This window comes from Psychrobacter sp. AOP7-B1-25, assembly GCF_052376195.1.
Taxonomy (GTDB): Bacteria; Pseudomonadota; Gammaproteobacteria; order Pseudomonadales; family Moraxellaceae; genus Psychrobacter.
Map to the genome: position 1 here is coordinate 208,413 of NZ_JBQSVK010000003.1, position 26,028 is coordinate 234,440.

General features: G+C 43.5%; 21 protein-coding genes. 11 read left to right on the plus strand and 10 right to left on the minus strand.

Annotation, left to right across the window (positions count from 1 at the left end; all coding sequences use genetic code 11):
* Positions 1-108 precede the first annotated feature (108 nt).
* Positions 109-957: an aldo/keto reductase gene (locus ACT3QR_RS04955; protein ID WP_444520277.1), complete on the plus strand. Its 849-nt coding sequence runs from the start codon at positions 109-111 to the stop codon at positions 955-957.
* Positions 958-1,051: 94 nt separating this feature from the next.
* On the opposite strand, the gene ccmE is transcribed toward ACT3QR_RS04955, so the two are convergent.
* The 5 genes from ccmE to ccmA all read right to left on the minus strand — a co-directional run bounded on the left by ccmE (position 1,052) and on the right by ccmA (position 4,502).
* Complete coding sequence (gene ccmE / locus ACT3QR_RS04960) at positions 1,052-1,552, minus strand: cytochrome c maturation protein CcmE (RefSeq protein ID WP_444520278.1); 501 nt, start codon at positions 1,550-1,552, stop codon at positions 1,052-1,054.
* A gap of 244 nt (positions 1,553-1,796) precedes the next feature.
* Positions 1,797-2,018, minus strand: a complete 222-nt coding sequence (ccmD, locus tag ACT3QR_RS04965; RefSeq protein WP_444520279.1) for a heme exporter protein CcmD — start codon at positions 2,016-2,018, stop codon at positions 1,797-1,799.
* 16 nt (positions 2,019-2,034) lie between these two features.
* A complete protein-coding gene (gene ccmC, locus ACT3QR_RS04970) occupies positions 2,035-2,823 on the minus strand; it encodes a heme ABC transporter permease CcmC (RefSeq protein WP_444520280.1) in 789 nt (262 codons plus the stop codon).
* Positions 2,824-3,080: 257 nt separating this feature from the next.
* Positions 3,081-3,737 carry a heme exporter protein CcmB gene (locus ACT3QR_RS04975; RefSeq protein ID WP_444520358.1) on the minus strand — a complete coding sequence of 219 codons (657 nt, stop codon included), beginning with the start codon at positions 3,735-3,737 and terminating at the stop codon, positions 3,081-3,083.
* A 135-nt stretch (positions 3,738-3,872) separates the two neighbouring features.
* On the minus strand, positions 3,873-4,502 hold the full coding sequence (gene ccmA, locus ACT3QR_RS04980; RefSeq protein WP_444520281.1) for a heme ABC exporter ATP-binding protein CcmA: 630 nt from the start codon (positions 4,500-4,502) through the stop codon (positions 3,873-3,875).
* 178 nt (positions 4,503-4,680) lie between these two features.
* Between ccmA and ACT3QR_RS04985 the strand changes: the two genes are divergently transcribed.
* The 3 genes from ACT3QR_RS04985 to ACT3QR_RS04995 all read left to right on the plus strand — a co-directional run bounded on the left by ACT3QR_RS04985 (position 4,681) and on the right by ACT3QR_RS04995 (position 7,659).
* The gene (locus ACT3QR_RS04985) at positions 4,681-5,775 is read left to right on the plus strand and encodes a hypothetical protein (protein WP_444520282.1); all 1,095 of its coding nucleotides are present in this window, start codon (positions 4,681-4,683) and stop codon (positions 5,773-5,775) included.
* Between the two features lie 30 nt (positions 5,776-5,805).
* Positions 5,806-6,633 carry a hypothetical protein gene (locus ACT3QR_RS04990; protein WP_444520283.1) on the plus strand — a complete coding sequence of 276 codons (828 nt, stop codon included), beginning with the start codon at positions 5,806-5,808 and terminating at the stop codon, positions 6,631-6,633.
* A 111-nt stretch (positions 6,634-6,744) separates the two neighbouring features.
* Positions 6,745-7,659 (plus strand): histone deacetylase family protein, encoded by a 915-nt coding sequence (locus ACT3QR_RS04995; RefSeq protein ID WP_444520284.1) that lies wholly within the window; start codon positions 6,745-6,747, stop codon positions 7,657-7,659.
* Between the two features lie 59 nt (positions 7,660-7,718).
* Here the strand turns inward: ACT3QR_RS04995 and ACT3QR_RS05000 are convergent, their stop codons facing one another.
* A complete protein-coding gene (locus ACT3QR_RS05000; RefSeq protein ID WP_444520285.1) occupies positions 7,719-8,501 on the minus strand; it encodes a TSUP family transporter in 783 nt (260 codons plus the stop codon).
* A 52-nt stretch (positions 8,502-8,553) separates the two neighbouring features.
* The gene (coaBC, locus tag ACT3QR_RS05005) at positions 8,554-9,960 is read right to left on the minus strand and encodes a bifunctional phosphopantothenoylcysteine decarboxylase/phosphopantothenate--cysteine ligase CoaBC (protein WP_444520286.1); all 1,407 of its coding nucleotides are present in this window, start codon (positions 9,958-9,960) and stop codon (positions 8,554-8,556) included.
* A gap of 127 nt (positions 9,961-10,087) precedes the next feature.
* Between coaBC and radC the strand changes: the two genes are divergently transcribed.
* The 3 genes from radC to ACT3QR_RS05020 all read left to right on the plus strand — a co-directional run bounded on the left by radC (position 10,088) and on the right by ACT3QR_RS05020 (position 15,952).
* Positions 10,088-10,771, plus strand: coding sequence for a RadC family protein (gene radC / locus ACT3QR_RS05010; protein ID WP_444520287.1), 684 nt, complete (start codon positions 10,088-10,090; stop codon positions 10,769-10,771).
* Positions 10,772-11,136: 365 nt separating this feature from the next.
* Positions 11,137-14,052 carry an acyl-CoA dehydrogenase gene (locus ACT3QR_RS05015; RefSeq protein ID WP_444520288.1) on the plus strand — a complete coding sequence of 972 codons (2,916 nt, stop codon included), beginning with the start codon at positions 11,137-11,139 and terminating at the stop codon, positions 14,050-14,052.
* A 523-nt stretch (positions 14,053-14,575) separates the two neighbouring features.
* A complete protein-coding gene (locus ACT3QR_RS05020) occupies positions 14,576-15,952 on the plus strand; it encodes a dicarboxylate/amino acid:cation symporter (RefSeq protein ID WP_444520289.1) in 1,377 nt (458 codons plus the stop codon).
* A 139-nt stretch (positions 15,953-16,091) separates the two neighbouring features.
* On the opposite strand, the gene ACT3QR_RS05025 is transcribed toward ACT3QR_RS05020, so the two are convergent.
* Positions 16,092-16,847 (minus strand): TSUP family transporter, encoded by a 756-nt coding sequence (locus ACT3QR_RS05025; RefSeq protein ID WP_444520290.1) that lies wholly within the window; start codon positions 16,845-16,847, stop codon positions 16,092-16,094.
* Between the two features lie 464 nt (positions 16,848-17,311).
* Here ACT3QR_RS05025 and nhaA point away from each other — a divergent pair, with 464 nt between their 5' ends.
* The 3 genes from nhaA (at position 17,312) to ACT3QR_RS05040 (ending at position 20,753) form a co-directional block, all read left to right on the plus strand.
* On the plus strand, positions 17,312-18,514 hold the full coding sequence (nhaA, locus tag ACT3QR_RS05030; RefSeq protein WP_444520291.1) for a Na+/H+ antiporter NhaA: 1,203 nt from the start codon (positions 17,312-17,314) through the stop codon (positions 18,512-18,514).
* Positions 18,515-18,705: 191 nt separating this feature from the next.
* Complete coding sequence (locus ACT3QR_RS05035) at positions 18,706-19,308, plus strand: DUF2799 domain-containing protein (RefSeq protein WP_444520292.1); 603 nt, start codon at positions 18,706-18,708, stop codon at positions 19,306-19,308.
* Between the two features lie 77 nt (positions 19,309-19,385).
* On the plus strand, positions 19,386-20,753 hold the full coding sequence (locus ACT3QR_RS05040; protein ID WP_444520293.1) for an oxygenase MpaB family protein: 1,368 nt from the start codon (positions 19,386-19,388) through the stop codon (positions 20,751-20,753).
* 27 nt (positions 20,754-20,780) lie between these two features.
* Here the strand turns inward: ACT3QR_RS05040 and ACT3QR_RS05045 are convergent, their stop codons facing one another.
* Positions 20,781-21,515: an NUDIX hydrolase gene (locus ACT3QR_RS05045; protein ID WP_444520294.1), complete on the minus strand. Its 735-nt coding sequence runs from the start codon at positions 21,513-21,515 to the stop codon at positions 20,781-20,783.
* A 587-nt stretch (positions 21,516-22,102) separates the two neighbouring features.
* Between ACT3QR_RS05045 and ACT3QR_RS05050 the strand changes: the two genes are divergently transcribed.
* The gene (locus ACT3QR_RS05050) at positions 22,103-22,666 is read left to right on the plus strand and encodes an NUDIX hydrolase (RefSeq protein ID WP_444520295.1); all 564 of its coding nucleotides are present in this window, start codon (positions 22,103-22,105) and stop codon (positions 22,664-22,666) included.
* Positions 22,667-22,748: 82 nt separating this feature from the next.
* On the opposite strand, the gene ACT3QR_RS05055 is transcribed toward ACT3QR_RS05050, so the two are convergent.
* Positions 22,749-25,814: an insulinase family protein gene (locus ACT3QR_RS05055; RefSeq protein WP_444520296.1), complete on the minus strand. Its 3,066-nt coding sequence runs from the start codon at positions 25,812-25,814 to the stop codon at positions 22,749-22,751.
* Positions 25,815-26,028: the final 214 nt, after the last annotated feature.

Here is a 26,028-nt window from a genome sequence, read left to right on the forward strand (position 1 = left end):
TTTTTCTTATAGTGGACAAGCTTAATGTTGAATTGTTAGCTAAGTCTTACTATTCATGACATTTAAGAGTAATGAAAATTATAAGATACAAACAATAAGGATAATAATATGAGTGCTAAAAACTATAATATTCGTACTGCTGGACAAGCAAATATTCCAATACTAGGTCTAGGTACTTGGCAGTCAACTGGACAAGACTGTGTGGACGTAGTCAAAAAAGCATTAGAGATGGGTTATGAGCATATCGATACTGCTCAAGCTTATGATAACGAAAAAGAAGTTGGCGAAGGTATCAGACAATCAGGCGTCGCTCGTGACAAGTTCTTTTTGACTACCAAGATTTTCCCAGATGATATGAAGTTTGAGCCAGAAAAATTGGTCGCAGCAGCGAAGCGTTCTTTGGAAAATTTGGGTACAGATTATGTTGATCTGTTGCTACTACACTGGCCTGATGATCGCGTACCATTATCTGAAACCATTCCTGCATTGTGTGAGCTTCAAAAACAAGGTTTGACTCGTCATATTGGTGTCTCGAACTTCAACATTGCTAATATCACTGAAGCTAAGAAATATGCTGATGTACCTATCGTCGTTAACCAAGTAGAGTTTCATCCGCTTATCAAGCAAAATACGTTACAGACATTTTTGAATAATCATCACATTTTACTAGAAGCATACTCGCCATTAGCGCGTGGCGATGTGTTTGACAATGAGGTGATCAAAGAGATTGCAGATAAACACGACGTAACGCCAGCACAAATCTCACTGGCATGGATCTTATCAGACAAGCATCGTGTGGCTATTCCAAAGACATCTAACCCTGACCATCTGCAAGGTAATCTAGATGCTACTAAGGTCGAGCTAACTGCAGATGAGTTAGAAAAAATCAGTAATTTAGCAAGCTCTGATGGTCGTAAAATTGAGCATCCTGACTATAGCCCAGTATGGGATGACTAATAGAGTTAATAAATAGTTGATTAGCTAATCACAGTTCAATAAAAAGCCACCGATAGTCGGTGGCTTTTTTATATGGTAGGAAAACTCATGATGTTTATTGTTGTAGCGTTTCAGTCTCATGAACCTTTTCAGCAGGATTATACTGTTCAGAAGACGGTATTGCACCGCTGCGATTGTTTTCTTTCATAGATTTAGCGACTTCAGGTGGCATATAGTTTTCGTCATGCTTAGCCAACACTTCACCTGCGACAAAAGTATCGCCCTGCATTTTACCTGTGGCAACAACGCCTGAATTTTCAGCAAATAAGTCTGGCAGAATACCTTGGTATGTCACTGGCACTGTTGATTGAAAATCAGTAATCGCAAATTCAACATTCAATGGATTATCTGCTGCACGCTGTACACTACCTGAGACCACCATACCACCAGCACGAATACGTTTGTCTTGAGGCGCTTCACCTTGAGCAATAGCGGTTGCATCAAAGTAGTAATCAGTTTGCTGCCCGATGGCATAGATAACCAACATTACTGCTACTGCCGCACCTACCAGCGTAAACATAACCCACGTCAGTTTTTTCCGACGAACTGCATTCATACCACTACCCCATTAATGAGTCACTGTCTTATAAACCATAATCCATTTACAAAACAGAAAATTTTGAAGAAACTACCATTAGAAAAACGTTCTAAAAATGTCTTTCTAATCGTACTCTTCTAATCGCTATATGGTAGCATTTTTCAGACAACCCAATAAGCACCATCGCTACCTGCAAAGTCATATTTTTGTCGGTGTAAGGATACAGTTTCTTACGCTAAAACTATGATATTAAAATGATTTTTCATTTAGCTTGTTTGGTCACAGGTGTTGAGGTTTTAGTGGTTCGCTGTGCTTGACGCGCTTGCTGGATAGTCAGCTGTTTGATGAGTGACTGTCGTTGTTTGCGGCTATAAATAATAAATGCCAACATCACTCCGATCGTTATCGCCCAGCATGACCATACAAAAACCCCATGCTTACCCATGGCGATGAACTCAGATACGCTATAAAAGTAAGGCTGCATAGTATTTTCCTAGCCGTTATTTGTGTTGACCACGAATGTATTCTTTAACCCACGCTTTGCCTTGATCACGGTATAGAATTAGCGTGTTGGTACGATAAATCGCTAATGTCGCAACCAGTAAATAGCTGCCGATAATCATCAATAGCAAAGGCATCCACATATCTGCCGACATCTTCGGTGCTGCGGTCAAACTAAAGGTTGCGCCTTGGTGCAACGTATTCCACCACTCTACTGAGTACTTGATAATAGGCAGATTCACTGCACCCACGATAGATAAAATAGCTGCCGCTTTACCACGATTGGCCGTATGCTCAAAAGCGGCAAACAGTGCCATCACGCCTGCGTATAGAAACGCCAATATCAGCATTGACGTAAGGCGTGCGTCCCATACCCAGTAAGTACCCCATGTTGGCTTTGCCCAAATAGAACCTGTAAGCAAACTGATGACACATAGTAAAAACCCCATCGGGGCAAGTGCCTGCGCGACCAAACTGGCCGTCTTGATCTTCCATACCAAATAAATCATCCCTAAGACAGCAAGGGCAAAATAGATAGAAATGGCAATACTAGCCGCTGGAACATGGATAAAGATAATGCGATAGCTATTGCCCTGAAGATAATCAGGCGGCGCAAAAGCAAGGCCCCATACGCTACCAATGAGCAAACAAAGACTGGCCAATATCGCTAACCACTTAACCCAAGGGCTAAAGATACGAAAAAACTGCTTGGTACCCACAGTGGTCAAGAAACCCTGCCAAATGCGCTGCCACAGGTTAGGGGATGAGACGTTATTCAGGTTGGGCATGGGAAAAAACCTATTACACAGCTTACTGGCGATAAATAATGCGGTCTACACAAGCACCACGATCAACTCACCTGCTGGCGTTAAACACTGGATATAATCTACAAAGAGCTGTTTACGTATTCAATTGACTATTATAGCAAAATTGCCAGTTTTCACCACGGTGTTAATACATGGGTTTAGATAACTAGATTTAGATGGCTAAGTTTAGATAATCGAATCTCGATAACTGAACTTTAGGATTACAGTAAGCAAATCATTTAATTCAGCCATGACATCTTTAAAGTGGTAGCAATCACCCAAGGCATGACCAAAACAGAAACAATACTTCCTGCTAGCAATAAGGCTAAAATAGGTAAACCATTAAGCCCAGAGGCAAATAAATCAACCGCACCCGTAGCAAAAATTAATACTGGCAACTGCATCGGTAAAGCAATCAAAGGCACCAATACTGCCCCATTCTTTAACGATAGCGTCAAGCTACTTGCGACTGCGGATAGCATTAGAAGCATTGGACTACCTGTCACGATAGAGGCCATCAATATCCATGCTTCAAACCAACTGAGCTGAAATAACGGCACGGCAAGCAAGCTAAGGGCAGCCACAATACCACTACTAAAAACCCAATGAATGACCAGTCTAATCAGCACCCATAACGGTAGTGACGCTTTAGCCACGACCAATTGCGCCAGCGTACCATTATCAAGCGCAGGTTTGAATAATCCATCAACGCCCATTACCAGTGACAGCAACGCAGCAATCCACACTGCTGATACGCCCAGACGCTGCAATAGCGCAGGCTCACTACCGACTGCTAGCGGAAACAAAGTAATAATCACTAAGAACAGAACCAATGGATACAACCATTGCACCGCTCCTTGCTGCTTAACTTGCCATTCACGGCGCCAGAGCTGCATAAACCCAATACTGCGAGGCACTGTGGCAATAGCATTTGGTTTTTCATTCATAGCGGCTACTGATCCTACTTGTATTGGTCTGTCTGTCATCATTTGTCCTTGCACATATACTAATGGTACTGATAGCAAGCAAACTCATACCATGTGATCTGACAAATCGAGCACTTGATTGGCAACACCGACTGCCTGATGACTGGTCATTAGTATCGACCCACCAGCCTGTGCAAACTCGCATAACCGCTCTTCCATACGTGCCACCATATCGACATCTAACGCCGTGAAAGGCTCATCAAGTAACCAGATTGGTGTCACATCAGGAGTTAGTAGGTACAATCGCGCCAGTGTAATACGCCGCGTTTGACCAGCAGACAGATGGCTTGAGCTAATCGTTTCAAACCCTTGTAGCCCAACCCATGTGAGTGCGTCATCAATATCGGTAGCGCTTGGCGTGATACCATATAAATTCAGTAGAAATGTCAGGTTTTGCGCCACTGTCAGATTCGGATGAATACCTAACTGATGCGAGACATATAAAGGCTGAACTGGCAAACCCGACTGTCCTTGATAAGTAACCTTACCTGACAAAACAGGTAACAGTCCTGCCAACTGCATCAGCAGTGTGGTCTTTCCCGTCCCATTTGCCCCGATTAGATGGCAAACACTACCAGCAGATAGCTGCAACGTAACTCCTTCACACAGCGGTATCTCACCGCGCTGAACCGTCAGCTCATCAAGTGTAAGTAAAGGCGTATCCCAAACCGTCATCAAAACCTCTGGCTATTTATTAAGCAGCAATCAATATTCATCACAAAAAAAGGCAATGTTCGTGGCATAATACCCTATGCTCGCTACAAACACACAGTATAACAAATTGTCGATTACTCTGACTTCAAAAAGTACGACCTCAAAAAAAATACAACTTTAAAATATGATTTCAAAACCTATGCCGACTTCACTAGATAGCCAAAAACCTCATACTGCTGCAGAAACTAAAAATGACAACGCAGACCCCAGCTTGTCGAAAGAACTATTAAGCAGTCGTTTAACAGTTGATAGCTTAATCGATGCTCAAGTCAACTTTATACAGCAGTGGCTGCACAATCAAGCTGAGCCACTAGCGATGAAGGCTTGGCAATGGTTTGGTGCACAGCCTTTTAGCAAATATATCACCTGCGATCACTTACAGCAGCTGGTGAAGGACTGGCTGTTAAGTCAGCCAATGACTGAAGTAATGCGTACTGATATCCGTGATATTTTGCACACTATTATTTATCATCCAGTCAATGACAACGTACCTTTGTCTGAACTGGTCGACGATACTCAAGTTGAAACTTTGGCCAACTATGTCGGCAGCCATGAGCAGCAGCGTAACATACTGATTCATACGCTGGTCGGTAACGAAACCTTTGCAGATTTATTGACCCAAACACTCTATCACGCTATCAATGATTTTATGGAAAGTACGCTTGATAAAGCAGGTGGCGTTGGTAAATTGATGAAGCTTGGTCGTAGCTCTTTTGAAAAGGCGACCAACAGAAACCTTGATGAGAAACTACAAACGTACCTGCATCGCAATATCAAAGATTTGACGCGCAAAGCTGAAGCTAATGCACAAGAGCACCTATCCAACGAAGAAGTTGCACGCTTGATGGTCATGGGCTGGGATCGCATCAAAGATCAACCGATCAGTGAACTACAAACCTACTTAAGCGATGAGCCTGGCAACAGTAACATTGACCATATCGAAGCCAGTATCCAGCAAAGCTACAACCGTCTGCGACTGTCACCGTATCTGCATAGCTTAGTAACATCAAGCATCGACACTTGGTATGCCAATCATCAGTCTGACACGATGGCGACCATCGCTGCGAGTTTGCACATTGATGACGCAGCTATGAAACAGTGTAGTACTGCTCTACTGCCTATAATGTACGATGTTCTTGAGACGCCTTGGTTGACAGCTCATATCCGTGAAATGCTAGAAGCGTTTTATGCACAGCCTGCTATCAAAGAAGGTTTAGCATTTAATCACGATTAATTTATAACCCCTATTTGTCAGCATACTATTATGAGTCAACGCAATAAACTCAGCTTATGGCAAAAGATCAAACGGTTACTGACTGCTTCCGCACAGCATTCAGTCGGCGATAGTGCAAGCGAGCAAGGGCGTGCATCACTTGCTGAGGACGTGACCGATAATACAGCTAATATCAGTTCTCAAGCTACTGATAGTACTGTCTCTAATATCTCTCATGAATTAGAGGCAAAGCAAGGCAGCGAACAGCATAACGCTCAAGCAAATGCATCTCAACTCAAAACCGATAGCTTAGAAACCGATAGCGCAGATGCAGAACCCCAAAACCAAAGTCACACCCCTATCGTCGACTGCTTAAAACAATACTTCAATGACAAACAGTGGCACTATACGCATTATCGACCAAAAACTAACGACAGCCAACAATCTCATCATTTATCCCTGAAAATGCGTCATAAGCAAATAAACTGTAGTTATCTGTTTCGAGTGCAAGAAAAAAATAAGCTACTGGCCGTCTACGGTATCTTGCCATTTTTAATACCAGAAAGTCATCAAAGTGCCGCGATGCTGCTCATTACCCAAATCAACTATGACATGCTAATCGGCAATCTAGAGATGGATGTCAACGATGGTGAGATACGCTACAAAAATGCTATCGATGTCGAAGCAGTTGGCATTGATAATGAGATTATCGAGCATTTACTACAAAGCGTGGTTGCGATGACCACTGTCGCCAACGAGCTGTTTGTGGATTTGATTAATAATCAAGATCCTGCTGAAGATATGCAGACGCTACTCTTGGAGTTACGCCAACAGACAGACGCACGGACATTCTTTTTGCCGACTCAGTTTGTTCAATAACTCAGTTTGTTCGATAAACTGCTTTTTTAATCAAGCCATAATCCGCGATAGCTGATACTTATCTCTTTACTTTTCTATCCAAAACATCATCAATACTAAGCTAGAATTCTTATGCTAAAAATTGCCTACTCTGACGTCTTTCGCTACTCCGTACCAGAAAAGCACCGCTTTCCCATGCAAAAGTACATCATGATTCCTGAGCGTCTAGTAGCAGAAGGGACTATCAGCCAAGATAACTTCTTTGCTCCTGCTCGCTTAAGCGAAGATGAGATTTTGACCACTCATACCGCCGAGTACTGGCATCAGCTTAAAACCCAAACATTACCACGCAAGGCTGCTCGTACGATCGGATTTGAGATGACGCCTCAATTGGTCGAGCGCGGACGTTATATTGCCCATGCAACGTATGAGTGCGCGCTATATGCTCAGCAGTATGGCGTGGCCATGAATGTCGCAGGCGGTACGCATCACTCTTTTGCTGGTCATGGAGAAGGTTTTTGCGTTTTCAATGATGTCTGTATCGCTAGCAATCTACTATTAAATCGTGGACAAGCACAAAAGATTTTAGTTATCGATTTGGATGTTCATCAGGGCAACGGCAACGCCAGCATTATGACAGATGAGCCACGCGTCTTTGTCTTTAGCATGCATGGTGCAAAGAACTATCCGTTTCGTAAACAAGTATCAGACTTAGATATTGAGCTAGACAATGATACAGGCGATGCTGAGTATTTACAGATATTAGAAGATACGCTGCCACGATTAATCTCTGAAGTTGTACCAGATATAATTTTTTATCAATCTGCTGTCGACGTACTCGCGACCGACAAGCTAGGCAAACTTGGCTTGACACAAGCAGGTTGTAAGGCACGTGATGAATATGTCCTGCAGCAAGCAAAAGCCGCTAATATTCCTGTTGCTATCGTGATGGGCGGCGGCTACTCAGAAGATATCGAAGATGTGGTCGAAGCGCACTGCAATACCTTTCGTTTGGCACAGCAGATATTTTTTGAAGAATTGGTCTAATAAAATATCGCTGACAAGGTAAAGATGATTTCTGAACTGAAATGGCTTGTATAGTTTATCTATAACAATGCGGTAATACCTTGCCAGCCAACGCGTATCCCAAGCACGATCAAGATTAATAAAATAAGCTGACGGAAACGTGCTTGTGGTAAATAGCGACGCAAGCGGATTCCAACTAGCAGTGTGACTATAGACAGCACACTCAAAAAGGCAATCAGCTGCCACTCACCACTGCTCAATGCCATGATGGGCTCACGTAACACCATAATTTGGGCAGTCTTTCCTAAAAAGTAGCACATATTGCCAACTTTGGCGATGGTGTTTTTATCGTCACTGGCAGACAGCAGATACATCATCAATATCGTCGACATGGCGTTGGTCGAGCCGCCAATAACACCTGCACCAAAGCCAACGGCTATCAACATAGGCTTAGTATTTGGTAAACGGATTTGCTTGCCCAGTAAGCTACTCACAACGTAGAAGGCAATGACCGCGGCCAACAACAAGAGAATATAAGCGCTATCGACCCATAGCAACAGCTTCGCACCTAAAATGCTACCTAGTAAGCTGGTAAGCGCAAGTAACCAATAGCGTCTGCCGTAGTAGATAAAGTTTTGCCAAATGGTGCGCTCACCGCCGACTAGCCAAGTCATGGCATTGACTACTAGCGAAGGGAAAATTACTAATACAATGGAGTGTTGTAGTGGGTACATGCTAGCAAGCGCAGTGGTCGTCACTAGCGTTGCACCCAGTCCACTAATACCGTGTAGCAGTGAGGCAAGCGCAAAAATGACCGTCAGCACTAGCATCTGAGTGCTATCGTTACCAGCTATATTCATCATATCGGTCACACCATTTCAGGCTCAGCGTCTGTATCTATACACTATCTACATGCTAGCTATCAGACTTAGCGCCTGTATCTTTAATATTTTTACGTTGACCGATTGTTTCACCGATGATGCTAGCTAACTGCTCAGCAATTTTGTCTTTACTGGTCTTTTCAAGTGCTACCGCGTCACGCTCGTAGCACTCAGAGAAAAACACCTGCATAGCATTGTCATCACTGGCAAAACCAATATCTGCACGTGAGACATCATTACAGGCAATCATATCTAAATCTTTTGCGACCAACTTACCACGAGCATAACGCTCGACATCTTGTGTCTCTGCTGCAAAACCGACAACAAACAATTTTGGATGTGCAAGAGAAATCGTCGCTAGAATATCAGGGTTTTTAACCAGACTGAGCGTCATGGCATCTTGTGTTTTTTTGATTTTTTGCGGTGCGGCTTCTTCCGTACGATAATCTGCCACGGCTGCGGTCGCAATAAAGATATCTGCTTTCACATATTGGCTGTCATCATGAGGCTGTAATGAGTCATGGTTGCTGTTATGGTCGTTTACATCGTCATCACCGCAACCACAGTCGCCATGATGGTGTTCATGGGGATGAGAATGATTGTGCTCATCTTCATAGACCAATTGCAGCTCGCTATGCGTGCCATCCACACATTGCTGCGCCGCTGTCAGCATATCTTCGGCAGACAATACGTCGATCCGTGTGACATTAAGCGGTGTAGGCAATGCAACTTTACCACCAGCGATTAAGACAACGTCTGCACCAGCAGCGACACAGGCACGCGCCAATGCAAAGCCCATTTTCCCCGAAGAGTGGTTAGACAAATAACGTACAGGGTCAATCGCTTCTACTGTTGGACCTGCGGTAATGACCACTCTTTTGCCTGCCAGCAGTTGCGGCGTTGTATTCATCGCGATGAACAGTAATACCTCATCCAACAATTGCTCAGGCTCAGGCAAGCGCCCTGCTCCGACATCACCGCACGCTTGCTCACCGCTAGCTGGCTGGATAATTTGATAATTCATATCGCGCAATGTTTGCACGTTTAGGTCAACTGCTGGATGCGCCCACATCTGCTGGTTCATAGCAGGAGCGATAATAATAGGCGCAGTAGTAGCAAGGCACACTGTGGTCAATAGATCATCAGCCATACCCATAGCCAGACGCGCAAGCGTATTGGCAGATGCAGGTGCAATCACGATTAAATCGGCCCACTTAGCCAGCTCAATATGCCCCATACCTGCCTCTGCCTGCTCATCGAGCAATGAGACATGCACCTCGTTACCCGTCAATGCTTGTAGCGTCAGTGGTGTAATAAATGCTTGTGCACCTTTCGTCATGATAACGCGCACATCAAAGCCTGCCTTAACTAACAAGCGGGCAAATATAGCAGATTTATAAGCGGCGATACCGCCAGTAATAGCAAGCACAATATTGGACATAAGCGTGACTTCAATAAAAAAGTAAAAAGATAAAATTGCGCTTATAGTAACAATTATGAGATAAATTGGGTAAGATTTTCCGTATCTATCTCGATAACGAGTATCAACCCATTTTCAAGGAGTGACAATGGCGATCAAAGACTGGCATGAGGATGACAGGCCACGCGAAAAACTTTTAAAATTTGGTGCAGCTCATTTGTCTGATGCAGAGATACTGGCCATATTTTTACGTACAGGTACGCGGTCACAGTCAGCGATTGAGTTAGCGCGGCATTTGATCGATCAGTTTGGTAGCTTGGCCGAACTATTGGCCGCCCCTCAAAAGACAGTACTTGCCTGCCATGGTATTGGCCCTGCAAAATATGCCCAAATATTAGCCTCCCTTGAGATGGGTACGCGCTATCTAGACAGTCAACTCAAAACTGGGCAGTCGCTCGGCCGCTCACAAGCGGTCAAAGATTATATCAGTACCCAGCTGCGGGGTGAGCGTCGTGAAGTATTCGCGGTACTCTGTCTGGATAACGCTCTCAACCTTTTAAACTTTGAAATACTATTTACTGGTGGCATCTCATCATGTTCAGTCTGTATCAAGCACGTACTGCGCCATGCATTAAGTCACGCTGCTAGCCAACTTATTATCGCCCACAATCATCCTCATACCGATGCCAAGCCGTCGACGGCAGATAACTTACTGACCTATGAATTAAAAAAGGCCTGTGATTTGTTAGATATCTCGCTTGTCGATCACATTATCGTTGGCCGTAACGACACTTTGTCTTATGCCGAAAGCTGTACTGCCCCTTTTGGCTAGCTTATTGGTTAATTATAGATAATGGCTAGTTATAGATGACAGCTGGCTATGTAATCTACGTAGCTGCTTGTCAAACCTTCAAACCATCATGTTTGATACATATCATCGACAGAGCGTAGCATTTTGGCTCTTGATAGTTATAGACAACTGTTTCATATTAGTAGCCATTCTTGTCATTTATTTGTCAATTACTTGCTAGACCGTTAATACTAGTACTCAAAAGGCGTAGAATTGAACCTTTAGTGATTAACAAATCATTCGACATACTTATAAGACAGTGAGTGGCAAGACGCAAAATAATTATAGTTAGCTTTTCACTCACTTACTTTTCGCAGTTTTTATTCAGCATTTTAAAGGAGATAGTCATGGCAATTGGCTTATTTATTTTGGCAGTCGTCATACAGTTAGCCGTGGTCTTGGCCATCTTTTTGTTGTCCTTATCACGGGTCACGGGTAGCATCGTCGCCCTAGTTACGGTTATCGTCACCGCAATGATCAGTCCATGGTCGCTCATTTTGGGTATACCACTAGCACTACTGTGCTTAGTGCTACTGATATCACCGTTGCGTCAATCACTGATTACTAAGCCTGTCTATAAGGCATTGGGCGGCGCGATGCCGAGTATGAGTGATACGGAGCGTGAAGCGCTTGATGCGGGTACTAGTTGGTGGGAAAAAGAGCTGTTCATGGGCGCGCCGAACTGGGATACCTTTGCTAACTATCCTTATCCGCAGCTTTCAGAAGAAGAGCAAAGTTTCATTGATAACGAAGTAGAAACCTTATGTGTCATGCTTGATGAGTGGCAGATTCAACATAAAGATAAAGATCTATCGCCTGAGGCATGGCAATTTATCAAGAGTAATGGTTTCTTAGGTTTAATCATTCCAAAAGAGTTTGGCGGCTTAGAGTTTAGCTCTTATGCGCAAAGTCGTGTAATGAGCAAGATTGCTTCGCGCTCGCCAACGGCTGCTGTAACCTGCATGGTTCCCAACTCGCTCGGTCCTGGTGAGCTATTGATGCACTATGGCACAGAAGAGCAAAAACAGCGCTGGTTACCAGGTCTTGCAAAGGGTGATGAAGTGCCCTGTTTTGGTTTGACCGGGCCCGAAGCTGGCTCTGATGCAGGTGCAATTCCTGATACAGGTGTAGTCTGCTACGGTGTGCATGAAGGCGAGCAAGTGCTCGGCCTACGTATGAATTTCTCAAAGCGTTGGATTACTTTGGCCCCTATCGCTACTGTCGTTGGTTTAGCATTCAAAATGCACGATCCAGAAGGTTTGCTTGGGAATCCTGAAAAAACCGACTATGGCATTACTTGTGCCCTTGTTCCCGCTGATCATGAAGGCGTCATAACAGGGCCGCGTCACAACCCAATCGGTTCGCCATTTATGAATGGTACGGTCGATGGTAAGGATGTCTTCATCCCATTAGATTACATCATTGGTGGCGTTGAAAACGCTGGTCGCGGTTGGCGTATGCTGATGGAATGCTTAGGCGTTGGCCGAGGTATTTCTTTACCCGCTCTGTCAACATCAGCCAGTGAAATGACCTATCTGTCTGTCGGTGCATTTGCAAAAGTTCGTGAACAGTTCAAGATATCAGTAGGTAAGTTTGAAGGTGTAAAAGGCGCCACTAGCCGTATGGCGAGTAACACCTATATGTTAGAGGCGTTCCGTCATTTAGTCACTTGCGGACTGAATCAAGGTGGTACGCCATCTGTGATGACGGCCATGGCAAAATACTACGCGACTGAAACCATGCGTAGCGTTGTTAACGATGGTATGGATGTGGTTGGCGGACGTGCTGTACAAATGGGTCCACGCAACTTCTTGGCCACGCCTTATCAAGCGATTCCTGTCTCTATCACCGTTGAAGGCGCAAATATTCTGACGCGCTCACTCATGATATTTGGTCAAGGTGCGATGCGTTGCCACCCTTACCTGTTTGACGAGCTTCAATTACTACAAAGCGAAGATAAGGCTGCTGCTACTAAAAAATTCGATACCCTTTTCTTTAAGCATTTAGGTTACACATTTAACCGTGGGGCAAAAGCATTTGTAGCAGGTTACGTTGGTGGTAGTAATGATGCACCAAATTTCGCTGATGCATTTACCCGTCCTTACTACAAACACATTAACCGATTAAGCGCGAGCTTTGCCTTGACTGCTGATATGGCATTAGGTCTATTAGCAGGCGATTTAAAGCGTAAAGAAATGCTCTCTGGTCGTTTAGCAGATATCCACAGCCATCTGTTTATTGCGACTGCTATTTTGCAATTCTATGAGCACGGCAGCAAGTCTGAATCTGAACGCTTGCATGCTGAAGTTGCGCTACAGACTAGCTTATATACGATTCAAGAAGCCTTTGTTTCTTTCTTTGCCAATTTTCCTAATCGTATGGCAGCCAATGTGGTTAGCTTCGTAACTTTCCCAAGTGGACGTATCTTTACCCCTGCAAGCGATGAGCTCAAACGCCAATTGGGTGATACTTTCATGGATGACTTTGCAGCCAATCCGTTCCGCGACTACCTCAAAACCATGGTTCATTACAATACTGATGTAGATGACGTGACTGGTCGTATGGAACATGCTTATCAGACTCTAGTCGAGATTGAACCATTATGGCAGAAGTTTAAAAAGGCGGAGCATAAAGACAGCTTTGAAGGGTTAACCTTTGAAGACCACGTGGTACACGCCAGTCAAAATGGTGGCATTACCGAAGAAGAAGCAGAAGTGCTCATTCAATATAATGCCATGCGTTTTGATTCATTATTGACTGATACATTTGATGCGCACCTATCAGAAGCGCTAGAACGTGACAATCCACATGCTCTTGAAAATGCAGTTCACCAATTGACTGACTATGCAGAGCTAAAAAGACAAGCTCAGAGCAGAAACGGTATCGCTGCGGATAGCGATGCATCTGCCGTTGATGAACTAGCCACTAATAAGATAGGCAGTACTGTAGATGCAGACAACCATACTGGCGACGCCAATCCTACTCATGGTTACGAGAGTGATGGCGATGTAGAGTTGGTCAGTGAACAAGATACTGTCGAAGAAGTCAATTCTCAGACAGATTTTGAAGAATCAAAACCTGAAGTAGAGGCGCTAGATCATCGCCATCGTGATGCTGAATCACATCTTAACGAGCGCATGGGTAACAATCATAACCGTCACATTGCACCATCTGACGAAATGAATACTGAAGCGAGTGATAATGACATTAAACCATTAGAGCGTCAGTCACCTTCGGCGCGTGAAGAGGATGATAAGATTTAATGGTCTACTCTGTTTTTAATATTATGATTAAACACTGAGTTTGATTATAACTTGTAGTAAGATTTTCACTACCTATCAGCCAGACTATCTATAAACGATAGTCTGGCTTTTTTAGTTCTACCAAAAGATTGGACCCAATCAATCGTATAAATACTACACTTCTCTTTCCATTTTAATAATCTAAAATTAATGGCTCTATATCAGTAGTTTAATATATTCACTTATCCTAAGCGCTCTTTCATAAATATTTTGTTTCATATGGAAAACAAACCGTTTAGAATAAATATTAACTGTATTATGGGCACATAGTTATAACGAGAAATGTACATTTAGAATAAAATGAGAAAAAAATCTTGCAGTGCCCTTAGCTATTCTTTTATATTGTCCACGAAAATGTGACATCGAGCGACAATCACAGGAACTTAATAGCCATAACAAGCTTTGCAGTAAGGCTGATAAGTAAAATCACGTTGGCTAATAAATACTTACTATAAAGCTGTTGTGCACACAAAGGATATGAATTATGTGGAAGAATTTGGGACTGACGGGCAAGATCATTGTTGCCATGGTGCTCGGTATTGGACTGGGCCTATTTCTAAACTACTCAGGACTAAACGGCGAAGGTAGTTTTGTTGATACCTATATTACTAATGGCTTCCTCGCCATTATCGGTAAGCTATTTGTCAACTCGCTAAAAATGTTGGTCGTACCTTTGGTGCTTATCTCACTGATTTGCGGTGTATGCGGTATTGGTGATATTCGCTTACTTGGACGTATTGGTACCAAAACATTCATTATTTATATGTTCACTACTGCGCTTGCTATTGCAACTGCGATTGGCCTTGGTTCGCTATTCGGTATCGGTAAAGGCATGAATATCGCATCTGAAGCTGAGTTTGAAGCAGCGTCAGCGCCGCCTCTACTTGATGTGTTCTCTAACATTGTCCCATCGAACCCCATCAGCGCGATGGCAAATGGCGATATGTTGTCGATCATCTTCTTTGCTATCTTGATCGGTGTCAGTATCTTGATGGTAGGTAAACCTGCTAAAGGCTTAGTGCAAAGTCTAGAGTTGATCAATGAAGTCATCTTAAAGATGGTGACGATCATCATGAACCTTGCACCATATGGTGTATTTGCTCTATTGACCAAAGCAATGGCAGAGTTAGGTTTAGACCTGATCTGGTCACTACTTGGCTATGTCGCGGTATTGGTCGGTTCATTGGCCTTCCACTTCTTTATTACCATGATGATTGTACTTAAGATCGCATCAGGACTATCTATCAAGACGTTCCTGGCAAAAATGCGTGAAGTACAGATCTTTGCTTTTAGTACGTCAAGCTCGAACGCGACGATTCCTATTACGTTGCGTACTGTGACCAAGCGTATGGGTGTAAATAACTCAGTTGCGTCGTTCACTGTTCCTTTTGGTGCGACCATTAACATGGATGGTACGGCCATTATGCAGGGTACTGCGACCATCTTTATTGCCAATATTTATGGTATTGATTTGGGCATAACCGAATACTTAACCGTTATCTTGATGTCAGTACTGGCCTCTGTTGGTACGGCTGGTGTGCCTGGTGTTGGTCTCATCATGCTGTCTATGGTATTTGCTCAAGTAGGTCTACCAATCGAAGGTATCGGTCTAATCTTGGGTGTGGATCGTATTCTTGATATGTTACGTACTGCTGTAAACGTGGGCGGTGACGCTGCTGTTACCACTATCGTGGCAAAATCAGAAAACAAAATGGATCTGGCTATTTACAACGATCCTAACGCTGGTGCAAAAGACGTATTTGATGGTCACATCGATGAAGACAATGGACGTGAATTCTCTGAAGTCTTTAGTGATGGCATCATGGGTAGTGAATACGATGATGTTGATCGTCGCCACTAATCCAATCTTACTAGATGAAAGTGCATAAAATAAAAAACCTCAGTCAAATTGGCTGAGGTTTTTTTATGGTCAATAATCAATAATCAATAATCAATAATCAGCAAATAGTAATAGTTGATACTATTTAGCTAACAGCCAATTAGCCAAACACATACTTAGTCAGCATCGCCAAACAGACCAATACAATCACTGGGCGAATCAATTTGCTACCGCCTTTGACTACCATATGTGAGCCAAAATAAGCACCGATGGTTTGTCCAACCATCATCGCCAGCCCCACTTTCCACAGTACATTACCGCCTAAAATAAAGAAAATTAACGAGCCAATGTTGGTCGATAAATTCAATACTTTAGCTGCGCCTGTCGCTTCGATAATTTGACGACCACGTAATGCTACATTACCAAGCGCAAAGAACATACCAGTACCTGGACCAATATAACCATCATAAAAACCAATCAATGGCGCTACTACTTTTTGCCATTTACTCTCTGTGATACGCGGCGCTGCTTCTACTTCACCCAATCTAGGAGCAAATAATGTATAGATACCGATAGCCGCGATCAAAAATGGAATCACTTTTTCGAGCAAGTCAGGTGGTGACATCTGTACAGCAATAGTGCCGATAACGGAACCAATAAAAGCGGCAATGATAGCTACTTTGATACGTTGTGGTTTGACCACCCCTTTTCTAATCATAGTGACAGACGCAGCTAGCGCGCCTGATGCAGCTTGCAGCTTATTAGTTCCTAATGTCAATACTGGTGGAATATTGGCCAGTAGCATGGCAGGGATGGTCAATAGCCCGCCGCCGCCCGCAATAGCATCAATAAATCCTGCCAATGCAGCTACCGCAGTAAGCATTAAAATAATCTCTAACGAGAAAGTTAAGTCCATGACACTGACCTGCAAAATATGATAAGAAGAGAAAAGGCGTTTTAAGATAAGGCTAAAATATCGTTATCGATAAGCTGACAGCTTACCAGTGCTAGCAAAAGAAATAATGACACGTCGCACAGCGCTGCTCATTATAAAGATAAAACCGTAAAAAAAGCCAAAAACGTAACAAAGTCTGCTAAATTTGTCTAATAACGTTCCGAATATGCTCAGTCAAATAGCGACTTATTAAAAAGATGTAACGACTTACAACTATTGTGCTCGTCAAATCCTCTTTATAATATTGCTATTGTGAATATAAAAAAGTAGACCGTTGGCACTGGCTCGACGTATTTTGTTGTCTATATTGATAAGAGTATGAGAAACTGTTTCTGTCTATTTGCTACCTTCACATTATAGGTAGCGCAGACATTGATGGATATTTGAGGTTATTTAGTAAATTGCACTTAGCGAATGAGGATGATATGGCAATACGAAGGATTAAGGCATTTTTTGAATTTGAGGCAGCAGGCGGAATCGTCTTAGCATTGGCTGCCGTTGCTGCAATGATCATTGCCAACTCCCCTCTTAATGTGTGGTACGAAAGTTTTATCCACGCACCAGTTGCGATTCAGATTGGTGACTTTGCTATTGCCAAAGATGCTCACCACTGGATCAATGATGGTCTGATGGCAGTGTTCTTTTTCTTGGTTGGATTAGAGCTTAAGCGCGAAGTATTAATTGGTGAGCTGTCCAACGTCAAACAAATCATCCTACCAGCTGGTGCAGCATTGGGCGGCATGATTATGCCAGCGATTGTATATATACTTTTTAATCTCAATGAGCCTGAGTATTGGAAGGGCTGGGCAATTCCTGCTGCAACCGATATCGCCTTCGCACTTGGTATTTTAAGCCTGTTAGGTAGCCGCGTACCCAACTCCCTAAAAGTCTTCTTGGTCTCTATCGCTATTTTTGATGATATTGGTGCGATTTTGATCATTGCTCTATTTTATACCAGTGAGTTGTCATTAGAATCGTTAGCAGTAGCTGGTCTATGTCTGCCATTCTTATACCTGCTCAATCGTCGCAATGTGACCAATATCACGCCTTATCTGCTGATCGGTATCGTCATGTGGATTGCGGTACTCAAATCAGGTATCCATGCAACATTGGCAGGTGTGGTATTAGCATTATTTATTCCTATGTTTGACCGCACTGATCCTGAGCACTCTCCGCTAGAGGAGCTAGAGCACGATCTCCATAACTCTGTCGCCTTTGGTATTTTACCAATATTTGCTTTTGCCAATTCGGGTATCTCACTTGAAGGTGCAGGGCTTGCCGAGCTATTCCACTCAGTTCCGCTAGGTATCGCTGCAGGCCTATTCATCGGTAAACAGGTAGGCGTTATGGTCATGTGCTGGTTAATCTTTAAACTTGGTCTATCTACTATGCCAAAAGGGATGGACTATAAGCAAATATATGGCGCAGCATTATTATGCGGTGTTGGTTTCACCATGAGTTTGTTCATCGGTGGCTTGGCTTTCGCTGGCGAAACCACTATGTTTGATGAGCGCTTGGGCATTATCATGGGTTCAATCGTCTCTGGTATCGCGGGTTACATCATGCTGAAAGTAAGCTTGAAAGACAATATTAGCAGTACATCAGTCGATTTGACTCGTCCGCATTAATGGAGTTGAGAGTAGCTTATAGTAGTACTGCTGAATCGCAATACCGCTTATAAGTTACTTTATTTTGTTCATGTGTGCGTTATCGAGATATCTACAAGTGACTTAGCAATCAATCACAAAGCTGCATAATGTAGTTGATTGCTAGCATCATTTATTTGCGTTCATAATTGTCATAGCTATCGGAGCTGATCGTGTACCGACCTATACACCGCGTTGTACGTCATCTGGCATTAGGATTGTCTGTTTTCGGTAGCATTTATCTGTTAGCAGGCTGCGCAACACTATCAAAGCAAGAATGTCTCGTCGGTGACTGGCAAACTATCGGTTATAACGATGGCGTCGCAGGTTACCATTCGGACCGCTTAGCGTCCCATACCAAAGCCTGCGCTAAAGCCAGTGTCACACCTAACTATCAAGCGTGGGAACGTGGTCGCAAGCTTGGTCTACAGCAATACTGTACTATCAGTAATGCCTACAATATTGGCAGACGTGGTCGTCAGTTAAACAACGTTTGCCCAATCACTATGGTCGATACATTACGATCAGCTAATCGAAAAGGTCTAGATTACTACGCTTTAGACAGTCAGTTGGACGAAGATAATCGCCTTTTAGATACTTATCAATCAGAATTCGATAAGTTAGAAAATGGCGAAATGCTCGATTTTACTAATGAAAAAGAAGCCCGTGCAAGGCTACTATCGCTGTCTGATGAGATTCGTAATACTAAACGCCGTATTCAAGCGACGCGACAGCAATTGAACTTGTTGAATCAGTCCAATAATTTTTATGAATGATTATGATGAACAGCTATAGTAATGCAAGTTTTACACTCTAAAGCGCGCTTTCACTCTGAAAATGGTACTTGATAACTATGGATAAAAAAATCATCAATACGGCAAGTACTCCAACTGACAAACCTGACCTCCAGTCATCGAATGCCTATCAGCGTCATGGACGTACCACTGATATCAATGACCATAGCGACTTACAAGTTTTAAAGCGAATTAAGCGTTATCTATTACCAAAAGACTTTACGATCTCACCTGCTCTACTTGATGAAATCGTGGCAGGTTATGATACTGGTGACCCACTCGCAGACGCGTTAGCTGCTCAAAATATAAAATTTGCAAAGCCTTTACAACATAATATTCTCGGTAACCGTTTAAGTGACAATTTAAGTAATAGTCTAAATAACGACCTTATAACCAATCTCTCATTTAGCGCGCTCACTGAGCAATTTAGCAGCCATCCCGACTGGTTCGACCCCAAGCTTGCTCAGATAGGCGCGGTTGCCTACCGCCGCTATCCATTAATGCTCATTTGGCTACTGCGTAATGTGGCCCTGATGGCAGGCTATAGCATTCCTGCTCTTTCTCTACCGCTCATTCAGACGGGCGCACTGATGCACGATGCACTACCTCGATTGATGCGTACTTATGCCTATATCTTAGCCGTGTCTGAACACCCTTCATCCGATACAAACACACGTAACCAACACAAACCTATCGAGCAAGTGCTAGCTATCGGTTCTGAGGGCTGGCGTCAATCTATTCAGGTGCGTCAGATACACACCTTAGTACGGCAAAAACTACTCAAAGGAAAGGGTAATGCTGCTACAGGCGTGATACCAAATGCCGAGCAACATCATAACCCTGACGGTAGTTGGAATACCGACTATTGGGGCATCCCTATCAATCAAACCGATATGATTGCCACCCATTTGCAATTCTCATTACTGATTATGCGTGGCCTACGATTGCTAGGCGCGCGTATTAGTACAGAAGAAGCCGAAGGTATCTTACACCTATGGAATCTTGCCAGTTATTGGATGGGTGTTGATCTAGATCGTTTACCAAAAAATGAAGCCGCGTGTTGGGAGTGGCTCTATACGTATCTATCAATACAGCAGCTAGATTTTAAGATGGGTCAACCATTGGCAAAAGCATTGCATGATTTACCTCGCCAGCTAATGGGTGAAGACAATCGCCGTGGGCGTTTTGTGGAAATGGTCAACGCAAGTGTCACTCGCACCTTGGTCGGTGATGATATTGGCGATGGGCTAGACTTACCAAAATCAAAGATACGCTTTGGTGTGTTGTCCTCAGTGCCAATTCTTTTTGCGCTCGATACTGCACGTCAGCGTAATGCGTCCGTTGCTCATAAGCTAGAGGCATTCCGCGCCAGACGCCAAGATAATATGAACTGGTGGCTTAAGAAAAATGATGATTATTATAAGTAGATAACGGTGTTAAGTAGATAACATCTATCAGCGTTTATTTGCTACGCGGTAATACCACTCTAGCTGTCGATCAAAGCCTGTTTCTAGTAGGTTTGCAATCACACGTCCTGTTAGTCCCCAAACCGTCTCACCCTCGACCTGCCAGCTAGGTGTTAGGAGGGTCGCGATTTCTTCTTGCATTTTATACTCAACTTCATACTCTACAGTTGGTTGAGTAACTAGTGACTCAAAATCAGCCCAAAAAATACGTGATATTTCTCCAACTTCAGGTACGAGTATTAGACCAGGAGCGATGAGTGCCACGATTGGACGTACGCTCAAACCACTTTTTGAAGTTTGAATAGGCAATTGACCAAGTAATTGGACTTTGTTAGGTGGTAACGCTGTCTCCTCACAGGCTTCACGCAATGCAGTCACGACGTTATTGCCATCCCCTATCTCATACTTACCACCAGCACAAGATACCTCGCCAGCATGACTGTTCATATGGGCGGCGCGGCGTGTCAGTAGTAGTTTAGGCCTACGCTCATGGGTAATGGCGACTAATATTGAGGCATCGGCAATCGGTGTCTGATACAGACTGTCTAAAACACGGCTACTATGAGAGGTGTTCCGGGCCTCATACATCGCTGGACTGGTCAGCGTATTTAGAGTCTCATGTTGCACTCGTTCAGCTAACTGACGAAGCGTCGGATGTCGAATAAAACTAGGTACAGCGACTGATAGATTATCGAAACTCACAGCCTCCGAAGGGGATAACATTATAATTGCCCTATGTTTTTATCATTATTAAATGGTATCAATAGCATCGTTCTTGTCTTTGTTCATTAAAAATACGACTACCAAACAAAATCAACGATATATCTATCTTTCTTAGCTATATGATTTTTTAGTAGCTATGGTCTCAATAACTACTGACCACTCACTAGACTAGCGCAATATAATAGTAGCTGCATGCTATTTATGTGACTGACTCATTGCTTATCAATGCTCAATAACGGCACTTTTAATAAATTATAGCCAGCCTCTCTGTAAAATGATACGTTACTGTTATCGTGATTCTGTCCGTCGATAATATGTGCTATCTTAAGACGATGGCTGTTTTTTAGAATAATATATTATATAGTTGAGCTCATATAAGTCAGGTACATCTACATTAGATACGTTTAAATTAGGCATGTTTAAATGAGTTACATTGTCAGGTTTGATTAATCTACTGCGTACAGTATTTGTTTCATCACTCTTAAATCTGACTTAACCTAAAACAACGACACTGACACCTCAAAATATAGGTCTTATAGTCTATAAAAAACATCATACACAATAACTTTTATAACAAGGTAGTTAATATGCACTATTGCCTCCAATGCGGTCATGAAGCAGAACGAAAAATCCCACCTACGGATAATATGCCGCGTTTGGTATGTCCAAATTGCAACTATATTCACTACGAAAACCCAAAAGTTATCTGTGGATCGCTAGTCGTCCATGAAAATAAAGTATTACTCTGTCGCCGTGCTATTGAGCCACAATATGGCCTATGGACAATACCTGCAGGCTTTATGGAGAATGGCGAAACCATGGCTGAAGGCGCAGCGAGAGAGAGCTACGAGGAAGCCGATGCGGTGGTGCTGCATCCACATTTATACTGCATTTATGACTTGCCAGATATTGGGCAAATCTACTCTATCTACCTAGCCGATCTAAAAGACGGTGCGTATGGTACTGGGTCAGAAAGTCTCGAATGCGCATTATTTAGTGAAGAAAATATCCCGTGGGATAAACTTGCATTTGAAGCTATTCGCCTTACTTTAAAAAGCTACTTTGCAGATCGCAAGCAGTTCAATGAGCTGTCTGAATTCCCGATTCATCAAGATAAAATTGGCAAAGATTTGAGTATCAAACGGTTTTAATCAACTACCTAACCGCAAAAAGCCAAGCATCATGCTTGGCTTTTTTGGACTTAACTTTTAATCAAGAACAGATCTAATTGTCTTAGCTCTTTATTCTACAAACTTCAAAACCAAGACCTTTTACTGTCTCTTCTTTATCATAAGGCGCTAGTACCGCACGTACATGCTTTTGGCCTTGCAGGTATTGCTTGGCAACACGCTGTAAATCAGCGACCGTCACAGCCAAGATTGATGCACGCATTTTACGTTGCCAATCAGCACCGCGATGGTGCAAATTCGCAAAACACGCTTTGATCGCCTCACCTGCTGGAGAACCTGGCTTATCCATACCTGAGATAATACCTAAGATAGCCTCTTCCAGTTGCTCATCAGTTTGTGGTTCGTTCAATAGCCATTCAATACTATCATCAAAGTGAGCAAAGGTCTCAGCGCATTGCGGATCACGATAGCTAAAGAACTTAAAGGCGCAAGCATTGGCATCATAACCTGCACCGCCGCCATAGGCACCGCCGCGCTCACGAATCGCACTGTGCAAATAACCGTTACGTAAGTAAGGCGCTAATACCATAAGTGCAGCAGTATCTGGATGATCAGCTGCAGGTACAGTATAAGCACTGGCATTATGATAGACGTTGGTGGGCACTAACCATGCCAAGTCTTCAACATCGAGCGTCACACCATTTTCTAATGCTTTGACTGCATCAGTCACGCCATTTAGAGCAGTATCTAATTGCAGGTTTGCAAACTCGCTTGGGATATTTGCTACCGCATTTGTTAAGTCATTAGCAGCGGTTGACGCTTGGCTGTCTTTCCAGCTATCAACGATCAAGCTACTTAAGCGTTCGGTTTGCTCTGCTTCACAGATAATAACGGCATGTTTCGGCAATCTGATCAGGCGTTGATGTAAGTCCATCAAGCTCGTTGCCAGTTGATCCCATTGATCATCGTCAGTATTGGCATGTGCCAAAAAGTCCTTAAGTGCGTTCAATGCTGGTAAGCCACTGCGCACATATTCCAACTGCGATTGGCGGCTCATACCGCGACTAGCCGTTTGCATCGCATATGAATGCCCTGAACCAGCAAGGTTTGACTGCCAACCTGCTTGACGCTGTTGTAAGATCTCTTTGATACGATCATGTTCAGAGAAGATACTGTGCTCCATCACTTCTTTGAGCAGGTCAATCGCTTCAGGTTTACGATTCAGCGCACGCGTTGCCACAACAAAATAACTGCTAATCGCTTGGCTATCATCGACGTTGGTACGTTGGCTAATACGTGCGGTCACACCAGAAGAATGCGCCGCTTGCTTGGCTTGCATTTCGTGAGCGCTAAGTGAATCAGTACCTAACTCAGACAGTAGACTTAAATAAATAGGCAGCAATGGATGATTAATCACATCATTGGCTGGCAACTCATCTGCACTCGTATTGCCAATTACCTCAGTAAGCGGGACGATCACTTGATAGTAATAGATGCCATTGGTACCAGCTTCATATTCAAATAGCGTGCTGTCCTGTCCGCTCAGACGCACTTGCTTTTGCGTACCTGCTTTAAAGCTAATATCCGTTGGTACGTCTTCCAGACCTACTTTTGGCAATAAGCTCAAATCATCTGGCGCGGCTTGACGTGCTGCCAAGTCTAAAGCTTGTTGCTTTAAGATAGCTTTATCATCAGCAGTCAAATCCATCTCGATAGTGTCAAGGCGCGTCTGCTCAGCTGCTGCCAAACGTGCTGTTTTTTCGCTATCAGGAGTCATCGTTACGCGCACACGATGCGGATTATCTAATAAATGCGTTTTGATTAAACTCGGTAACCATTGCTCATCTTTTACTTGCTCGCGTAACCACTGTAGATGCTCGTCTACTTCCCATACGTCGATAGGATTACCATCATGAATAGCCGTACTAAAGCCTTCTAGCATAAGGTTTAGACCATAAGGGATGCTATCGCCGCCGATATGACGTTGATCAATTTCAATCTGATGCAGAATGGTTTCAATTGTCTCGTCGTCAACTGGTGAATTGGCTACTTCAGTCAGTAAGTCAATAATGCCCTGCTCTACTGCTTCGGCATGCTCAGGGTTCGAACCACGCAGACCTGTATAAAAGGCCATTTCATAATGGCTGTCATCAAGCCCTAATAGCGGACTTGGCGCTTTACCCAGTGGATGGCTATCAAGATAAGCACGCAATGGCGAGCCTGCATGCTCAATTAATACGCCTTCTAACAAACGTAATGCTAAGCGCTGCTTAGGATCAGTAATCGACGGTAATAACCAAGCAACTACGTGATGAGTTTGATCTGGCCCTGCTTCATCCGCAGTATAAGTATCGACCGCACTCACTGGCGCAGACAAACGCTGCTCTGGACGCGATACGTGCTTTTTACCGGCTTCAAACTGAGTTAAAGCATCTTCATGTATTTTCGCTTGCGTCTCAGCAACAGGGATATTACCAAAACTCATGATGACGCTGTTCGACGGATGATAGTGGCTCTGATGAAATTCAGTCAGCTCAGTGTGCGTCAAGTCAGGGATATCAGCAGGATCGCCGCCTGAATTATAGTGATAGGTCGTCGTTGGGAACAGATGATGCGCTACCGTATGGTATAGCTGATCAATCTCGCCGCTCATCGCGCCTTTCATTTCATTAAAGACAATACCTTTAAACTGCGGCTTGTCGTTTTCATCAAGCTCGACGCGAATACCTTCTTGCGCAAAGTCGAGCGGATGGATATTTGGGAAAAATGACGCGTCAAGATACACAGCGAGCAAGTTAAAATAGTCATTTTTGTTTTGCGTCGCATACGGATACGCAGTCCAATCGGCGGCAGTCATCGCATTCATAAACGTGTTTAATGAGCGTTTAATCATTGAGAAAAACGGATCACGCACTGGGAACTTGTTCGAACCACACAAGGCCACATGCTCTAAGACATGCGCCTCACCTTTTGAGTCCATTGGCTGGGTGCGAAAGCCAACCAAAAACGCATTTTCATCACTTGGGTGTGCCAGATGATAATGCATCGCTCCTGTTTTCACATGCTGACTGATCAGCACATCCATCGATAGCGCCTCAATATGGCGATGCTCAATTAACTCAAATGCTGGATGCAACGTTAAATCAGCAGTAAATGGCGTGTCCGTCATAGTTATCCTTATCGCTTATTATGCGTATAGAGCCCTGTCTATCAGGGAAAATAGAGTAATAAATTGGCTAAAAAAGAGTTGGCTTAGCGCTATTAGTGGGGCTGCGACATGGATAAGTCAAGGCAGCAGCCATGCAATAATCTATGCTGCTATTAACTTTATTCATTGAATACTTAGCACGGCAAATTTAACAATAACCATACTTTTATTGTGG